Below are 14469 nucleotides of genomic sequence, written 5' to 3'. Positions count from 1 at the left end.
CGGCGCTGTTTGCCTGGTGTCGGTCGCCCCCCGCGCTCCGGGTCGGCGCTCCCCCCCGGACCTTCCCTTACGTGCGGGGCCGCCCGGTCATGGACCGGGCGGCCGCTCTCGTACGTACGGGGACGACTACCGCTTCGTACCGTCCACGATCAGCGGGTTGCCGCTGCCGGAACCGCACGGAACCGCGTACACCGGGTTCTTCGCCGCGGCCTCCTTGTACGCGTCGATGCACTGGTTCATCAGGACCTTGTCGGTCAGCGAGTCGTTGAGGATCCGGTTGGCGCGGGCGATGCCCTCGGCCTCGATACGGCGCCGGTCGGCCTCGGCCTTGGCCGTGCGGGCCGCCTCGGTGGCGCGCTCGGTCGCCTGCTGCTGCTGGATCTTGCGGTCGATCTGGTCCTGCAGGGCCTTCGAGGGCTTCACGTTGCGCAGGTTGACGGCCGTGACGTCGATCCCGCGGGGCGCGAGGCGCTCCTTGATGAGCATGCCGATCTCGGCGTTGATCTTCTCGCGGTCGGTCGCGTAGCCCTGCTCGCTCGTGTAGCGGGCGAAGACGTTACGGACGATCTCCCGGCTGTCCGGGTAGACCAGGCGCTGCTGGATGGACTCCTCGCTGCCCGCGAGCCGGTACAGCTCGACCGCCTTGGCCGGCATGACCGCCCACTTCACGGTCACCTCCACCTCCATCACGCCACCCTGCGAGGAGCGGACCTCGACCACGTCCTTGTCGGAGAGGTTGAGGTCGACGGGGCGGGTGGAGAAGGTCGTCACGTCGGTGAACGGCGACTTGACGTGCATGCCGGAGGTCATCGGCGAGCCCACCTTGCCGAACGCGACCGGGACACCGACCTCGTACGCGCTGACCACGTACGTCATGCTGACGATCAGCGAGAAGGCACCCGCGATGACCGCGCCGAGCGCACCGAGCTTCAGGCCCTTCGCATCGTTGGAGCGGGCGACGAAGAAGAGCACCACTGCTGCGATGAGCAGCAGGATGGCTATGACGAACATGGGCGTTCCCCCCGAGAGCGACGGTCTGCAGTAGACGAAGTAAGCGGAGCGTAAGACACAATCCCGCGCGCCCTCGACGGTGGGGGTCAGATCAGTCCGTGCTCCCGCAGGTACTGCAGCTGGGCCCGTACGGAGAGTTCGGCGGCGGGCCACAGCGAGCGGTCCACGTCCGCGTAGACATGGGCGACGACCTCCGAGGCGGTCCGGTGGCCGTTCTCGACGGCCGTCTCGACCTGGGCGAGCCGGCCGGCCCGGTGCGCGAGGTAGAACTCCACCGCCCCCTGGGCGTCCTCCAGGACCGGCCCGTGGCCCGGCAGCACGGTGTGGACGCCGTCGTCGACCGTGAGCGAGCGCAGCCGCCGCAGCGAGTCCAGATAGTCGCCGAGGCGCCCGTCGGGATGGGCCACGATCGTCGTGCCGCGCCCCAGGATCGTGTCGCCCGTCAGGACGGCCCGGTCGGCGGGCAGATGGAAGGAGAGCGAGTCGGAGGTGTGGCCGGGAGTCGGTACGACGCGCAGCTCCAGACCGCCGACCGTGACGACGTCCCCGGCGGCCAGCCCCTCGTCGCCCAGCCGCAGCGCCGGGTCCAGAGCCCGCACATGAGTCCGGGTCAGCTCGGCGAACCGGGCGGCGCCCTCGGCATGGTCCGGGTGGCCGTGCGTGAGCAGGGTGAGCGCGACCCGCTTGCCGAGCCCGGCCGCGGTCTCGACGACATGCGTCAGGTGGCCGTCGTCGAGCGGGCCGGGGTCGATGACGACGGCGAGGTCGGAGTCCGGCTCGGAGACGATCCAGGTGTTGGTGCCGTCCAGGGTCATCGCGGACGGGTTCGGCGCGAGGACGTTGACGGCGCGGGCGGTCGCGGGCCCGGAGAGGACTCCGCCGCGGGGCTGTCCGGGCAGTGCGGCTGCGTCGCTCATCGCGCACCCTCCGGTCCCGCGGCCGGCCCCGCACCCGGAGCCTCCGGCTCCGGTCCTGGAGCGGCACCGTCGGCCCCACCGCCACCCGTCGGGATGTGCTTGGTGAACTCGTCGTGGCCCGGCCAGCTCAGGATCACCTCGTCCCCCTCCAGACGCGCCTGCGCCAGTACGGGGGTGAGGTCCTGGCCCGCCGCCGCGGCCAGCGCCTCGGCGGCCGAGCCGAAGCGCGTGAGCGCGCGCAGGGTCGAGATGGTCGGCGGCATCATCGTCAGCTCGCCCCGGTCGTAACCGGCCGCGGCCTCCACCGGGCGGATCCAGACCGTGCGGTCGGCCTCCGTCGAGGCGTTACGGGTGCGCTGGCCGGCCGGCAGGGCGGCCACGAAGAACCAGGTGTCGTACCGCCGGGGCTCGAACTCCGGCGTGATCCAGCGCGCCCACGCCCCGAGCAGGTCCGAGCGCAGCACGAGACCGCGCCGGTCGAGGAAGTCGGCGAAGGACAGCTCGCGGGCGACCAGCGCCTCCCGGTCCTTCTCCCAGTCGTCGCCGGTGGTGTCGCCGACCACGGAGCCGGCGGTCTCCCCGGCGAGCAGCACGCCCGCCTCCTCGTACGTCTCGCGCACGGCAGCGCAGACGATCGCCTGGGCCTCCGCCGTACCCGTGACGCCCAGCCGCTCGGCCCAGGTCTCCAGGGAGGGCCCGGCCCAGCGCACCAGGTGTTCGTCGCGCGGGTCGACACCACCGCCGGGATAGGCGTACGCGCCGCCCGCGAAGGCCATGGAGGCGCGACGGCGCAGCATGTGGACGCTCGGCCCCTCCGTACCGTCGCGCAGCAGCAGGACCGTGGCGGCCCGCTTGGGAGTCGCGGGGGTGAGCTCGCCCGCGGCGAGCGCGCGGATGAGGGCGGGCCATTCCCGTGGGTACCACTGACCATTCGACATGGCCGGATGGTATGCGCAACTACCCGGATGCACGAGAGCCGATTCCCCCGGGACGGGGGAACCGGCTCCGCGTGAGCGTGGAGGGTCAGTCCTGGACGAGCTCCACCTGGACCTCGACCTCGACCGGGGCGTCGAGCGGGAGCACGGCCACGCCCACGGCGCTGCGCGCGTGCACGCCCTTGTCGCCGAGGACCGCGCCGAGCAGCTCGCTCGCGCCGTTGATGACGCCCGGCTGCCCGGTGAAGTCGTCGGCCGAGGCGACGAAGCCGACGACCTTCACGACCCGCTTGATCCGGTCCAGGTCACCGGCGACCGACTTCACGGCCGCGAGCGCGTTGAGCGCGCAGGTGGCCGCCAGCTCCTTGGCCTCCTCGGCGGTGACCTCGGCGCCGACCTTGCCGCTCAGCTGGAGCTTGCCCGCCACGATCGGGAGCTGGCCCGAGGTGTAGACGTACACACCGGACCGGACGGCCGGCTGGTAGGCGGCCAGCGGCGGCACGACCTCCGGCAGGGTCAGCCCCAGCTCGGCGAGCTTCGCCTCGACGGCGCCCTTCGCGGCCTCGCTCATCAGGACTTCTCCCGCTTCAGGTAGGCCACGAGCTGCTCGGGGTTGTTCGGTCCGGGGACGACCTGGACGAGCTCCCACCCGTCCTCGCCCCAGGTGTCCAGAATCTGCTTCGTCGCGTGCACGAGAAGGGGCACGGTCGCGTATTCCCACTTGGTCATGGAGCCGACTGTATCCGCTGCCACAGGCAGCCTCCTGCTTAGGCGACCGCTCCAGTGGTTAGGCTCGAAGACGTGAGCAGGCTCCAGGTCGTCAGCGGCAAGGGCGGTACCGGTAAGACGACGGTCGCCGCCGCCCTCGCGCTCGCCCTCGCCACGGAGGGCAAGCGGACCCTCCTCGTCGAGGTCGAAGGCAGACAGGGCATCGCGCAGCTCTTCGAGACGGAGGCCCTTCCGTACGAGGAGCGCAAGATCGCCGTCGCCCCGGGCGGCGGCGAGGTCTTCGCGCTGGCCATCGACGCCGAGCGCGCCCTGCTCGACTACCTCCAGATGTTCTACAAGCTGGGCAGCGCGGGCCGGGCCCTGAAGAAGCTCGGTGCGATCGACTTCGCGACGACGATCGCCCCCGGGGTCCGTGACGTGCTGCTGACGGGCAAGGCCTGCGAGGCGGTCCGCCGGCGCGAGAAGCACGGCGGCTACACCTACGACCACGTGATCATGGACGCGCCTCCGACCGGCCGCATCACCCGCTTCCTCAACGTGAACGACGAGGTGGCGGGCCTCGCACGGATCGGCCCGATACACAATCAGGCGCAGGCCGTGATGCGGGTGCTGAAGTCCCCCGAGACGGCCGTGCATCTGGTGACCCTGCTGGAGGAGATGCCGGTCCAGGAGACCGCGGACGGCATCGCGGAGCTGCGCGCCGCCGAACTGCCGGTGGGCGGCGTCATCGTGAACATGGTCCGTCCGCACGTCCTCGACGAGGCGGCGGTGCGGGCGGCCTCCGGCGACCACCGGGACGCGGTGGCGCGGACCCTCGCCGCGGCCGGCATCCGCGGGGGTACGAAGCTGGTCGAACCGCTCCTGGAGCAGGCGGCCGAGCACGCACAGCGGGTGGAGCTGGAGCGCGAACAGCGGGCGGTGCTCATGGAGCTGGACGTACCGGCGTACGAGCTGCCGTTCCTGGGGGACGGGGCGGACATCGCGGGCCTGTACCGGCTGGCGAAGGACCTACGGAAGCAAGGGGTGGGCGTGTGACGGGTTCGGTGAACGCAGCGGCGAACGGTCTGGACTCCGTCCCCGTCCTGCACCTGGATCCGCTCATCGACGACCTGGGCACGCGGATCATCGTCTGCTGCGGCGCGGGCGGGGTCGGCAAGACGACGACGGCGGCGGCGCTCGGCGTCCGGGCGGCGGAGCGGGGCCGCAGGGTCGTCGTCCTGACGATCGACCCGGCGCGGCGGCTCGCCCAGTCGATGGGGATCGACTCGCTGGACAACGTGCCGCGCGAGGTGGACGGGATCAAGGGGTCAGGCGCCGGGCGGCTGCACGCCATGATGCTCGACATGAAGCGGACCTTCGACGAGATCGTCGAGGCGCACGCGGACGCCGAGCGGGCCCGGGCGATCCTGGAGAACCCCTTCTACCAGTCCCTTTCGGCCGGTTTCGCCGGTACGCAGGAGTACATGGCGATGGAGAAGCTCGGGCAGCTGCGGGCCCGGGACGAGTGGGACCTGATCGTGGTCGACACTCCGCCGTCGCGTTCCGCGCTCGACTTCCTGGACGCGCCGAAGCGGCTCGGGTCCTTCCTGGACGGGAAGTTCATCAAGCTCCTGATGGCCCCGGCGAAGATGGGCGGCCGGGCGGGGATGAAGTTCCTCAACGTCGGCATGTCGATGATGACGGGGACGCTGGGGAAGCTGCTCGGGGGTCAGTTCCTCAAGGACGTACAGACCTTCGTGGCCGCCATGGACACCATGTTCGGCGGCTTCCGGACCCGGGCGGACGCGACGTACAAGCTGCTCCAGGCCCCGGGCACCGCGTTCCTCGTGGTCGCGACGCCGGAGCGGGACGCGCTGCGGGAGGCGGCGTACTTCGTGGAGCGGCTGGCCGCGGAGGAGATGCCGCTGGCCGGGCTCGTCCTCAACCGCGTCCACGGCAGTGGTGCCGCCCGGCTCTCGGCCGAGCGCGCGCGGGCCGCGGCGGAAAATCTTGACGAGGGGCGCATTGTCGATCAGGGGGCCGGGAAGACTGGACTGCGTGGCTCCCGGGCCACTGCACCCCAGTCGTCAGACACCGAGCCGTCAGACACCGCGACCGCCGCCGGAACCACCAGCACGAGCACGACGACGAGCACCACCGTCGGCACGAGCACGACCCCGAGCACTGCCGCCGCACGTTCTTCGCACGCCGAGGCTGCCCCCACAGCCGACGACGACGCACCCGACATCCAGCAGCTGACCGCCGGCCTGCTCCGTCTCCATGCCGAGCGGATGCAGGTGCTCGAGCGCGAGCAGCGCACGCGGGACCGGTTCACGGCGCTCCACCCCGAGGTGGCTGTCGCCGAAGTGGCCGCCCTGCCCGGCGACGTACACGATCTGGCAGGGCTTCGGGCCATCGGTGACCGGCTCACGGCCGGCCGTATGCCGTCGGCCTGACCCCAGGCGTCGCCACTGACCGAGGGCGTTAGGCCTGGCCGAGGGCGTTACGCCTGGCCGAGGGCGTTACGCCTGGCCGGAGGCGGGGTGCCCCTGACCACAGGCAGGGTGCCTCTGACCACAGGCGGGTTGCCCCTGGCCGGAGGTGGGTTACCGGCGCCCTGTCATCCCACCGCCGCGTACGCCTCGTACGTCGCGTCGTCCTCCATCGCCACGGGCAGCAGGCCCGCTCCCCGCTCGTACTCCGTGCGCGCGGTCTCCAGCAGTCGCCGCCACGAGGTGACGGTCGGCCGCCGGCGCAGCAGGGCACGGCGCTCGCGCTCCGTCATGCCGCCCCACACGCCGAACTCCACGCGGTTGTCGAGCGCGTCGGCCAGGCACTCGGTCCGCACCGGACAGCCGGTGCACACCGCCTTCGCCCTGTTCTGCGCCGCTCCCTGCACGAAAAGTTCATCCGGATCGGTAGTGCGGCAGGCCGCCTGCGCACTCCAGTCAGCTACCCAGCCCATACCGGCGCCGTCCTCTCCCGAATCGAGGCTCCCCCACGGCGGTAGCGGCATATTCACCGCTGCCAGTTGGTGACGTTACGGAAGGTGGGCACAGCGCAACACCCCCTTCGGGCCCAATCTTGAATGGCCCGAACGGACTATGCGTACGCGGCAGATCACCCAGGGGAGTGACCGATGGACATACGTGTCCAAACCGGCGAACCGGTACAGTTCGCCCGGCTGTGACGGAGTCACATGGGGCGTCGAGTGACGCACGGGGCGGAATCGGGCATGACTTCCCCAGGTTCGGGTCCTGGGGAGTTCCTGCCGATGTCACGCCCGGGCCATGGTGCTGAACCACACTGCTGTGACAGTTGGGAGCAGCTTAGGCCAAGGCCTGTACGCGTGTCCGGCGAATGGAGGCGTAGGTCCCCGGGCCGCTCGGATGTCACGGTCTGGTACGCGAACGCTCCGAGACGCCCCCGCTCCTGCGGAACGCCGGTCACGACGGATTAGGCTGCCCCCCATGGCAAAGAAGCGCTCGGGCGGAGGTCTGACCGGGACCCAGCAGGCCGCCAAGTTCCTCGGTGTCAGTGTGCTCTCCGGAGCCGTGCTGGCGGGCATCGCCCTGCCCGCGGCCGGAGCACTGGGGCTCGCGGCGAAGGGCACGGTCGAGGGGTTCGACGAAATCCCGTCCAACCTGAAGACACCACCGCTGAGTCAGCGCACCACCATCCTCGACTCCGAGGGCGGCACCCTCGCCACCGTGTACTCGCGCGACCGGAAGGTCGTACCGCTGGAGAAGATCTCCCCGTACATGCAGAAGGCGATCGTCGCGATCGAGGACTCGCGCTTCTACGAGCACGGGGCGATCGACCTCAAGGGCGTGCTGCGCGCGATCAACCGCAACGCCCAGTCGGGCGGCGTGTCCCAGGGCGCCTCCACGCTCACCCAGCAGTACGTGAAGAACGTCTTCGTCGAGGAGGCCGGTGACGACCCCGAGAAGGTCGCCCAGGCCACCCAGCAGACCATCGGCCGCAAGGTGCGCGAACTGAAGTACGCGATCCAGGTCGAGGAGGAGCTGGGGAAGAAGAAGATCCTCGAGAACTACCTCAACATCACCTTCTTCGGTCAGCAGGCCTACGGCATCGAGGCGGCGTCCCAGCGCTACTTCTCCAAGCACGCCGCCGACCTCAAGCTGGAGGAGGCCGCGATGATGGCCGGCCTCGTCCAGTCGCCGAGCCGCTACGACCCGGTCAACGACCTCCAGGAAGCCACCAAGCGCCGCAACGTGGTGCTCCAGCGGATGGCCGACGTGAAGGACATCAGCCAGGCGGACGCGGACCGGGCCAAGGCCACGCCGGTCAAGCTGAAGGTGAAGACCCCGAAGAACGGCTGCATCACCGCCGTCGACGGAGCCGGCTTCTTCTGCGACTACGTGCGCAAGACGATCCTCACCGACCCGGTCTTCGGCAAGACGGTCGAGGAGCGGCAGAAGCTGTGGAACCTCGGCGGTCTGACCGTCCGGACCACGCTGGACCCGCGTGCGCAGGAGGCGGCCAACGAGGCGGCCGTCGCGAAGATCAACGAGGACGACAAGGTCGCCGCCTCGGTCGTCCAGGTGCAGCCCGGCAGCGGCAAGATCCTGTCGATGGGCCAGTCGCGTCCGTACGGCCTGGACCAGAAGCAGCACCAGACCACGCTCAACCTGGCCGTCGGCAGCAAGATGGGCGGCACGACCTACGGCTTCCAGGTCGGCTCGACGTTCAAGCCCATCACGGCCGCGGCGGCCCTGGAGAAGGGGCTGAGCCCGGCGCAGAGCTTCTCCACCGGATACGAGATCCAGGTCCCGGAGAACTCCTTCACGCGCTGCGACGGCAAGCCCGCGGGCTACGCCCAGTGGAAGGTCGGCAACGAGCTCAAGTCCGAGACCGGCACCTGGGACATGACCAGCGCGCTCGGCAAGTCCATCAACACCTACTTCGCCAAGCTGGAGCAGATGGCCGGGCTGTGCGAGACGGTCACGATGGCGAGGAAGGTCGGGTACGAGCGGGAGCTGGGCAAGCAGGTCAAGGAGAGCCCCTCGATCACGCTCGGCGCGATCGAGGCCACCCCGCTCGACATGGCGGCGGCCTACGCGACCTTCGCCAACCGCGGCACCTACTGCACCCCGGTCGCCATCGAGTCGATCAAGACCGCCAACGGCGAGAAGCTGAAGGTGCCTCGGACCGAGTGCTCACGGGCGATGAGCGAGCGCACGGCCGACACCGTCAACCAGATGCTGAAGGGCGTCGTCGAGGACGGCACCGGCACGAAGGCGGGTCTGAGCGACCGGGACAACGCCGGCAAGACGGGTACCACGAACGACCGCAAGGACGCCTGGTTCGTGGGGTACACCCCGAACCTGTCCACCGCGGTCTGGGTCGGTGACGACGTCGGCGAGAAGCAGTCGATGTACGACATCACCATCGGCGGCGAGTACTACGGCAAGGTCTGTGGTGGCTGCCTCCCGGGCCCCATCTGGAAGATCGCGATGACCGGGGCGCTGAACGCCTCCGAGACGCCGTCCTTCGCCCCCATCGCCGTACCGCGTGGCGAGAAGCCCGAGGACAAGGAGAAGGACAAGCCCAAGCCGGGTGAGGACGAGAAGCCCGGGCGCGACAAGCCCCGCTTCCCGGAGATCACCATCCCGCCGGACCTGATCGGCGGCGGGAACGGCCGCGGCGGCGGCAACGGCCGCTAGGGCGGTCCGCAGGACATGACGAGGGCGCCTCCCCGTACGGGGAGGCGCCCTCGGTCGTTCGTCGTCGGCCGCCCGGGCCGGGAGTCAGCCCGCGAGCAGCTTCTTCACGACGGCGGCGACACGCCCGCCCTCGGCCCTGCCCGCGACCTTCGGGTTCACGATCTTCATGACGGCGCCCATGGCGCGCGGGCCCTCGGCTCCGGCGCCCGCGGCCTCGGCGACCGCCGCGGCGACGATCTGCTCCAGCTCGTCGTCACCGAGCTGCTTCGGCAGGTACGCGTCGAGGATCACGCCCTCCGCCTTCTCGCGCTCGGCCGACTCGGCACGACCGCCCTGGGCGAAGGCCTCGGCGGCCTCGCGGCGCTTCTTCGCCTCCTTGGCGATCACCTTCTGCACCTCGTCGTCGGAGAGCTCGCGCTTGGTCGTGCCCGAGACCTCCTCCTTGGTGATCGCGGTGAGGGTGAGGCGCAGCGTCGAGGAGCGCAGCTCGTCGCGCTCCTTGATGGCGGCGTTGAGGTCGTCCTGAAGCTTGGCCTTGAGCGTGGTCATGTCCCCAAGTGTGTCAGGTGCCGTGGCCCGACCGCCCGCGCATTTCCGCCCATCGGGTCTGCGACGATGGGGGGATGCGCGCACGGTACGGGATCCCCCTGAAGATCACGGCAGGTCTCACGGCGACGGCCGCGGCCGGACTCGTCTACGCGGCGGGCTTCGAAGCCCGCTCGTTCCGGCTGCGCCGGGTGACGATCCCGGTGCTTCCGCGCGGGATGCGGGACCTGCGGGTCCTTCAGGTGTCCGACATCCACATGGTGTGCGGGCAGCACAAGAAGCGGAAGTGGCTGCAGTCGCTCGCGGGGCTGCGCCCGGACTTCGTCGTGAACACCGGCGACAACCTCTCGGACACGGAGGCGGTGCCCGAGGTCCTGGACGCGCTCGGGCCGCTGATGGACTTCCCGGGCGTGTACGTCTTCGGCTCCAACGACTACTACGGCCCGAGGCTGCGCAACCCCGCGCGCTACCTGCTGGAGAAGGCCCAGGGCCGCCACGGTCTCAACGGCAACAAGCCGGTGGTGGGCGCGGTGCACAACCCGTGGGAAGGGCTGCGGGACGCCTTCGACGAGGCGGGCTGGGTGAACCTGACCAACACCCGCGGCCGGCTGAAGCTGCCCGACCTGGACCTGGCCTTCACCGGCCTGGACGACCCGCACATCAAGCGGGACCGGTACGAGCGGGTGGCCGGCGGCCCGGACCGGTCGGCGGACTTCTCGATGGCCGTGGTGCACGCCCCGTACCTGCGGACGCTCGACGCGTTCACGGCGGACGACTACGGGCTGATCCTGGCGGGCCACACGCACGGCGGCCAGCTGTGCGTCCCCTTCTACGGCGCGCTGGTGACCAACTGCGACCTGGACACGGACCGGGTGAAGGGCCTCTCCACCCACACGGTGGACGGCCGGACCTCGTTCCTGCACGTCTCGGCGGGCTGCGGCACGAACCGCTTCACCCCGGTCCGCTTCGCCTGCCCCCCGGAGGCGACCCTGCTGACCCTGACCGCCCGCGACTGACCGCCCCGGGCACCCCGCCCGACCTGCGGCGGGGGGCCGCGAAAACCGGATTTCGTCTCAGGGCGCGGGTGGGCTAAAGTAATCGATGTCGCCGCGACGTGAAGAACAGAGCAGTGACATCGGGGTGTAGCGCAGCTTGGCAGCGCGCTTCGTTCGGGACGAAGAGGTCGTGGGTTCAAATCCCGCCACCCCGACAGCTGAAACACCAGGTCAGGGGCCTGATCCGCGAGAGCGGGTCGGGCCCCTGAGTGGTTTCCTGTGCCTCTCTGGGAGCCGTTTGGGAGCCGACTTTCGGATCCGGCTCCCAAACTTCGGAGGCCGCGCGCTCCGCGGGAGCTGTCGGCGCCGGTGGCTGACCTGCTGTCATGGCCATCCAGACCCTCACACTGAGCGCCTGACTGCGTCTCCGGGCGACACCGAGACGGTGGCGCGGCTGGGGGGACGGGATCCGCAGATCCTGCTCCAGGACTACGGGCAGCAGAGGCTGGTCCCCCTGCCGGGCGAAGGGCTGGCGGGCGGGGAACCGCAGCCCATCGACGGCTCCGAGGCCGGCCGGTGCTTCCTCACCTCACGCCCGGTCGAACTCGTGGTGGCCGACGGCGCACGGGTTTTGCTGCCGTTGCTGGACGGGGGCGACCAGGCGGGCGTTCCGGCCGTCACGCTGGACGCCGTCGATGACGACGACCGCCGTCTGCTGGGCAGGATCGCCGGGCTGATCGCCGACAGGGTGCAGACCAAGAACGGCTATACCGATCTCTTCTTCCGCACCCGTCGTAGCGAACCGATGAGCGTCGCCGCCGAGATCCAGTGGTCGCTGCTGCCGCCGCTGACGATGGTGACGCCGCGCGTCGCCGTCGCCGGCGTTCTGGAGCCCGCTTACGACGTGGCGGGCGACAGCTTCGACTACGCCCTGAACGGGGACACCTTCCACCTCGCCATGATCGACGCCATGGGTCACGGTCTGGACGCGGCCACGATGGCCACCGTGGCCATCGGCGCGTACCGGCACGCCCGCCGGATCAGCATCGAGCTGTCCGAGATCTACCTCTTCATGGACCGGGCCGTGGCCGAGCAGTTCGCACCCGACCACTTCGTGACCGCGCAGATGATGCGGCTGGACACGAACACCGGCCGCCTCCAGTGGGTCAACGCCGGGCACCCCGCCCCCATTCTGATCCGCGGGCACCGCGTCGTAGGCCGCCTGGACAGCCCCACGACCCTGCCCGTCGGCTTCGGAGGAGCACAGCCGCAGGTCAGCGGGTGACGCTCGAACCGGGGGATCGCGTCCTCTGCTTCACCGACGGGTTGATCGAGGAACACGAGAGCGGACAGGAGGAGTTCGGCGAGGACCAGCTGATCGACTGGGTGAACCAACTGGAGCGGGCGGACCGAGAGGTCCGCGCGGTGGTACGGGACCTCTCCCAGACCCTCAAACGGGCACGGGGCAATGCCACTTCGGACGACGCCACGCTGGTCCTGGTCGAGTGGCGTGGATGACGGAGGGCCGTGCCGTGAGGCGCCGGTGAGGCGGCCTGCAGGGCGCCAGGAGCTGCCATCCTGATCATGCCGACTCCGGGCGGTGGGTCACCGGTTCGGGAAGGGTGGCGACAAGGATCTCGGCGGCCTGGGTGACGTTGTCGGCTCGGACCGCGCGGGCCATGGCGTCACGCGCCGCGTCCGGTGTCGTGTCCGGGGGCACCACCATCAGGGCGAAGTGGTCAGTGTCGCCACGGGTGATGAGGACGGTGTCGTCGCCGACGGGGAAGGAGTCGAGACGCACGACCCGGTCGTCGACGACCACACGAGTCGGGACATACTCCCAGGCGTCCGTGTCCAGGCCGACGCGCGTGACGGGGCCGAGGTGCGTGGTGAGCGCCCGGATCAGGGCGGGCAGCTCAGTGACTACGTCGCGGGAGCGGGGCCACCAGGCGCCGTCGAGGACGCCTTCGCGGGAGTGGGTCGTCCGCAGCCGGAGCAGGGCCGTGCCGGGTTTCACCGCTCGGTGGATCTCGTCCGGAAGGAGCTGGGGAGGGGTGGGGGTCTCGGGTTCGGCCATGGTGATCCGCCTGCCTGCGCGGGCCGCCGACGCCTCATGGCCGGCGCGATACCGCCGTGGTGTCACGGTACTCCGCGAGCCTGCGGTCATGCCCGCGGCCATCGGCCGGACGGCGTGCCCGGCGGGAAATCACCTGGTCAGAACCGCTCGTCGGACCCCCGCGCGGAGTAGGCTGAACGTACCGGGAGTAACTCGAACACCCGCTCCCACGCGGACGTCGTTTCCGGCGATCAAGACACTGGGCCGTCCTGCAGGGCGGCCCGGAGACGGGTCCGCGATCATGACCTCCTTCGCACCCCTTCTTTCGGCACGCCTGTCGCTGACGCCGAAGACCACCCTCGCCGGCCTTCTGGACGGCGCCTGGTGGCCTCGTTCACGTGACCTCGCCGTCGAACTTCCGCCCTTGGCCGACGCGCTGGAGCGGCACTACGGACGCATCACACGCGTCACGGTGAACCCCACCCGCTGGCCCGTCGTTCCGCACACGGTTTCCGCCACCGGGCACACCGTGCACGTCGGTTGGTTCACCGAGCAGGATCCCGACAAGATGATCCTGCTCTCCTACAGCGTCGGGCGCTGCGACCTGCTGGTGATTCCGCCCGAGACCGAACCCGCCGCAGCCGCCCGGCTCATGACCGCCGCGACCCTCCCCGGCAGCACCCTCACCGCCGGTGTCCTGATGTCCGACGAGGCCGCGACCGGCCGCCGTATGCGCGACTCCCGGAGCAGCGAGGACGCCTGGGAGACCGAAGGCGGGGCCGCGCTGCCGCCGCTCCGGCACCCGGTCGTCGGAGCACGGATGATCCCCCTGCCGCTGCCGGGGAACCCGCGGAGGTGACGTCATGGAGACCTTCATCGCGCTCGCGGCAGGCGCCCTCCTGATCGCGCTCGGCATCCGCCTGATTCACCGGCTCAACGCCCAGCACGACGCACGCATGGCGGCCTACCGCTTCAGCGACCCGTACCCGGCCATCGCCCGTCCACCCGGCCACAGCCCCCGCAGTTCGTCAGGGCAAGCGCCCAGCCGCAGCCGTACGGGCACCTGGCCCTGACCTCAGACCACTCCTCCGGCCGAAGGCCGCGGGTGGGGCACCCGACACCCGGGACAACCCACCCGCCGGCCTCTCGCTTCGCCGGTGAAGGGACCAAGCCCCTTGCACCCCGCCGACACGGCGAGCGCCGGCCGTTCCTCACGCACATGAAAGGACTCGGTCATGGCGACACTCCGCGAGCGACAGGGCTACCGTGAACGGGTCCTGACCGCCCTCTACGAAGCCACCGAAGGCAATCGTCTCCTCGGAATCCCGGGGCGGAAACTACGGAACGACCTGCGCATCCCGGAGGAGGACCTGGCCGCCGCCTGCACCTACCTCGCCGGCGAGGAGCTGATCACCGTCGACTGGGAACCGGGCAACACACCCGCGATGGTCTCCCTCACCCACCAGGGAATCCGGCGTATGGAGGCCGAGGAGGAAGCACTCGGCTGAGCCGGACTGCCCGCTCTCCCTCTCGGCTTGTCCGGCCCGTAGTCGTAGAATGGAACGTGGATCGAGCACGCTCACGTGTGGCGATCCGGAAGGGCGGCCTCGGCGG

The 14469-nt window shown here is 70.4% G+C and carries 15 protein-coding genes, 1 tRNA gene and 1 pseudogene; 9 read left to right on the top strand and 8 right to left on the bottom strand.

Going from position 1 to position 14469, the window contains the following annotated elements; translation table 11 throughout:
• Positions 1-126: 126 nt before the first annotated feature.
• The 5 genes from ACFVGW_RS14960 to ACFVGW_RS14940 all read right to left on the bottom strand — a co-directional run bounded on the left by ACFVGW_RS14960 (position 127) and on the right by ACFVGW_RS14940 (position 3592).
• Positions 127-1011 (bottom strand): prohibitin family protein, encoded by an 885-nt coding sequence (locus tag ACFVGW_RS14960; protein ID WP_383222366.1) that lies wholly within the window; start codon positions 1009-1011, stop codon positions 127-129.
• Positions 1012-1097: 86 nt separating this feature from the next.
• Positions 1098-1928, bottom strand: coding sequence for an MBL fold metallo-hydrolase (locus tag ACFVGW_RS14955; protein WP_385852235.1), 831 nt, complete (start codon positions 1926-1928; stop codon positions 1098-1100).
• Positions 1925-2866 carry an NUDIX hydrolase gene (locus tag ACFVGW_RS14950; RefSeq protein ID WP_385852234.1) on the bottom strand — a complete coding sequence of 314 codons (942 nt, stop codon included), beginning with the start codon at positions 2864-2866 and terminating at the stop codon, positions 1925-1927. The genes ACFVGW_RS14955 and ACFVGW_RS14950 overlap by 4 nt, the downstream gene beginning before the upstream one ends.
• An 85-nt stretch (positions 2867-2951) precedes the next feature.
• Entirely contained in the window at positions 2952-3434 is a 483-nt protein-coding gene (locus ACFVGW_RS14945; RefSeq protein ID WP_385852233.1) for a RidA family protein, read from the bottom strand.
• Positions 3434-3592: a DUF4177 domain-containing protein gene (locus tag ACFVGW_RS14940; protein ID WP_017947820.1), complete on the bottom strand. Its 159-nt coding sequence runs from the start codon at positions 3590-3592 to the stop codon at positions 3434-3436. The genes ACFVGW_RS14945 and ACFVGW_RS14940 overlap by 1 nt, the downstream gene beginning before the upstream one ends.
• 72 nt (positions 3593-3664) lie before the next feature.
• Here ACFVGW_RS14940 and ACFVGW_RS14935 point away from each other — a divergent pair, with 72 nt between their 5' ends.
• A complete protein-coding gene (locus tag ACFVGW_RS14935; protein WP_352190364.1) occupies positions 3665-4627 on the top strand; it encodes an ArsA-related P-loop ATPase in 963 nt (320 codons plus the stop codon).
• Positions 4624-6027 (top strand): ArsA family ATPase, encoded by a 1404-nt coding sequence (locus ACFVGW_RS14930; RefSeq protein WP_383222377.1) that lies wholly within the window; start codon positions 4624-4626, stop codon positions 6025-6027. Before ACFVGW_RS14935 ends, ACFVGW_RS14930 begins: the two co-directional genes overlap by 4 nt.
• Positions 6028-6191: 164 nt before the next feature.
• On the opposite strand, the gene ACFVGW_RS14925 is transcribed toward ACFVGW_RS14930, so the two are convergent.
• Positions 6192-6536: a WhiB family transcriptional regulator gene (locus ACFVGW_RS14925; RefSeq protein ID WP_026058363.1), complete on the bottom strand. Its 345-nt coding sequence runs from the start codon at positions 6534-6536 to the stop codon at positions 6192-6194.
• A 505-nt stretch (positions 6537-7041) separates the two neighbouring features.
• Between ACFVGW_RS14925 and ACFVGW_RS14920 the strand changes: the two genes are divergently transcribed.
• Positions 7042-9258 carry a transglycosylase domain-containing protein gene (locus tag ACFVGW_RS14920; RefSeq protein ID WP_385852232.1) on the top strand — a complete coding sequence of 739 codons (2217 nt, stop codon included), beginning with the start codon at positions 7042-7044 and terminating at the stop codon, positions 9256-9258.
• An 84-nt stretch (positions 9259-9342) separates the two neighbouring features.
• Here ACFVGW_RS14920 and ACFVGW_RS14915 read toward each other — a convergent pair whose 3' ends face one another.
• A complete protein-coding gene (locus ACFVGW_RS14915) occupies positions 9343-9807 on the bottom strand; it encodes a GatB/YqeY domain-containing protein (RefSeq protein ID WP_383170197.1) in 465 nt (154 codons plus the stop codon).
• A gap of 74 nt (positions 9808-9881) precedes the next feature.
• Between ACFVGW_RS14915 and ACFVGW_RS14910 the strand changes: the two genes are divergently transcribed.
• The 3 genes and pseudogenes from ACFVGW_RS14910 to ACFVGW_RS14900 form a co-directional block, all read left to right on the top strand.
• Positions 9882-10820 (top strand): metallophosphoesterase, encoded by a 939-nt coding sequence (locus ACFVGW_RS14910; RefSeq protein ID WP_383570038.1) that lies wholly within the window; start codon positions 9882-9884, stop codon positions 10818-10820.
• Between the two features lie 120 nt (positions 10821-10940).
• Positions 10941-11014 (top strand) — tRNA-Pro (locus ACFVGW_RS14905).
• A 224-nt stretch (positions 11015-11238) separates the two neighbouring features.
• Positions 11239-12317: pseudogene (locus ACFVGW_RS14900) on the top strand (PP2C family protein-serine/threonine phosphatase); the annotation flags it as partial.
• A 64-nt stretch (positions 12318-12381) separates the two neighbouring features.
• Here the strand turns inward: ACFVGW_RS14900 and ACFVGW_RS14895 are convergent.
• On the bottom strand, positions 12382-12876 hold the full coding sequence (locus ACFVGW_RS14895) for a DUF5994 family protein (RefSeq protein ID WP_385852231.1): 495 nt from the start codon (positions 12874-12876) through the stop codon (positions 12382-12384).
• A gap of 280 nt (positions 12877-13156) precedes the next feature.
• Between ACFVGW_RS14895 and ACFVGW_RS14890 the strand changes: the two genes are divergently transcribed.
• The 3 genes from ACFVGW_RS14890 (at position 13157) to ACFVGW_RS14880 (ending at position 14363) form a co-directional block, all read left to right on the top strand.
• Positions 13157-13714 (top strand): DUF5994 family protein, encoded by a 558-nt coding sequence (locus ACFVGW_RS14890; RefSeq protein WP_385852230.1) that lies wholly within the window; start codon positions 13157-13159, stop codon positions 13712-13714.
• A gap of 4 nt (positions 13715-13718) precedes the next feature.
• Positions 13719-13928, top strand: coding sequence for a hypothetical protein (locus tag ACFVGW_RS14885; RefSeq protein WP_385852229.1), 210 nt, complete (start codon positions 13719-13721; stop codon positions 13926-13928).
• Positions 13929-14090: 162 nt separating this feature from the next.
• Complete coding sequence (locus ACFVGW_RS14880) at positions 14091-14363, top strand: hypothetical protein (protein WP_385852228.1); 273 nt, start codon at positions 14091-14093, stop codon at positions 14361-14363.
• Positions 14364-14469 lie beyond the last annotated feature (106 nt).

It is taken from the genome of Streptomyces sp. NPDC127129 (assembly GCF_042671585.1).
Taxonomy (GTDB): Bacteria; Actinomycetota; Actinomycetes; order Streptomycetales; family Streptomycetaceae; genus Streptomyces.
This window is presented reverse-complemented; position numbering and strand designations above follow the sequence as displayed.

What these genes read in the sequence shown, in the direction of transcription:
- ACFVGW_RS14960 (WP_383222366.1), bottom strand. Translation starts at nt 1,011, where the DNA reads ATGTTCGTCATAGCCATCCTGCTGCTCATCGCAGCAGTGGTGCTCTTC.
- ACFVGW_RS14955 (WP_385852235.1), bottom strand. Translation starts at nt 1,928, where the DNA reads ATGAGCGACGCAGCCGCACTGCCCGGACAGCCCCGCGGCGGAGTCCTC.
- ACFVGW_RS14950 (WP_385852234.1), bottom strand. Translation starts at nt 2,866, where the DNA reads ATGTCGAATGGTCAGTGGTACCCACGGGAATGGCCCGCCCTCATCCGC.
- ACFVGW_RS14945 (WP_385852233.1), bottom strand. Translation starts at nt 3,434, where the DNA reads ATGAGCGAGGCCGCGAAGGGCGCCGTCGAGGCGAAGCTCGCCGAGCTG.
- ACFVGW_RS14940 (WP_017947820.1), bottom strand. Translation starts at nt 3,592, where the DNA reads ATGACCAAGTGGGAATACGCGACCGTGCCCCTTCTCGTGCACGCGACG.
- ACFVGW_RS14925 (WP_026058363.1), bottom strand. Translation starts at nt 6,536, where the DNA reads ATGGGCTGGGTAGCTGACTGGAGTGCGCAGGCGGCCTGCCGCACTACC.
- ACFVGW_RS14920 (WP_385852232.1), top strand. Translation starts at nt 7,042, where the DNA reads ATGGCAAAGAAGCGCTCGGGCGGAGGTCTGACCGGGACCCAGCAGGCC.
- ACFVGW_RS14915 (WP_383170197.1), bottom strand. Translation starts at nt 9,807, where the DNA reads ATGACCACGCTCAAGGCCAAGCTTCAGGACGACCTCAACGCCGCCATC.
- ACFVGW_RS14910 (WP_383570038.1), top strand. Translation starts at nt 9,882, where the DNA reads ATGCGCGCACGGTACGGGATCCCCCTGAAGATCACGGCAGGTCTCACG.
- ACFVGW_RS14895 (WP_385852231.1), bottom strand. Translation starts at nt 12,876, where the DNA reads ATGGCCGAACCCGAGACCCCCACCCCTCCCCAGCTCCTTCCGGACGAG.
- ACFVGW_RS14890 (WP_385852230.1), top strand. Translation starts at nt 13,157, where the DNA reads ATGACCTCCTTCGCACCCCTTCTTTCGGCACGCCTGTCGCTGACGCCG.
- ACFVGW_RS14885 (WP_385852229.1), top strand. Translation starts at nt 13,719, where the DNA reads ATGGAGACCTTCATCGCGCTCGCGGCAGGCGCCCTCCTGATCGCGCTC.
- ACFVGW_RS14880 (WP_385852228.1), top strand. Translation starts at nt 14,091, where the DNA reads ATGGCGACACTCCGCGAGCGACAGGGCTACCGTGAACGGGTCCTGACC.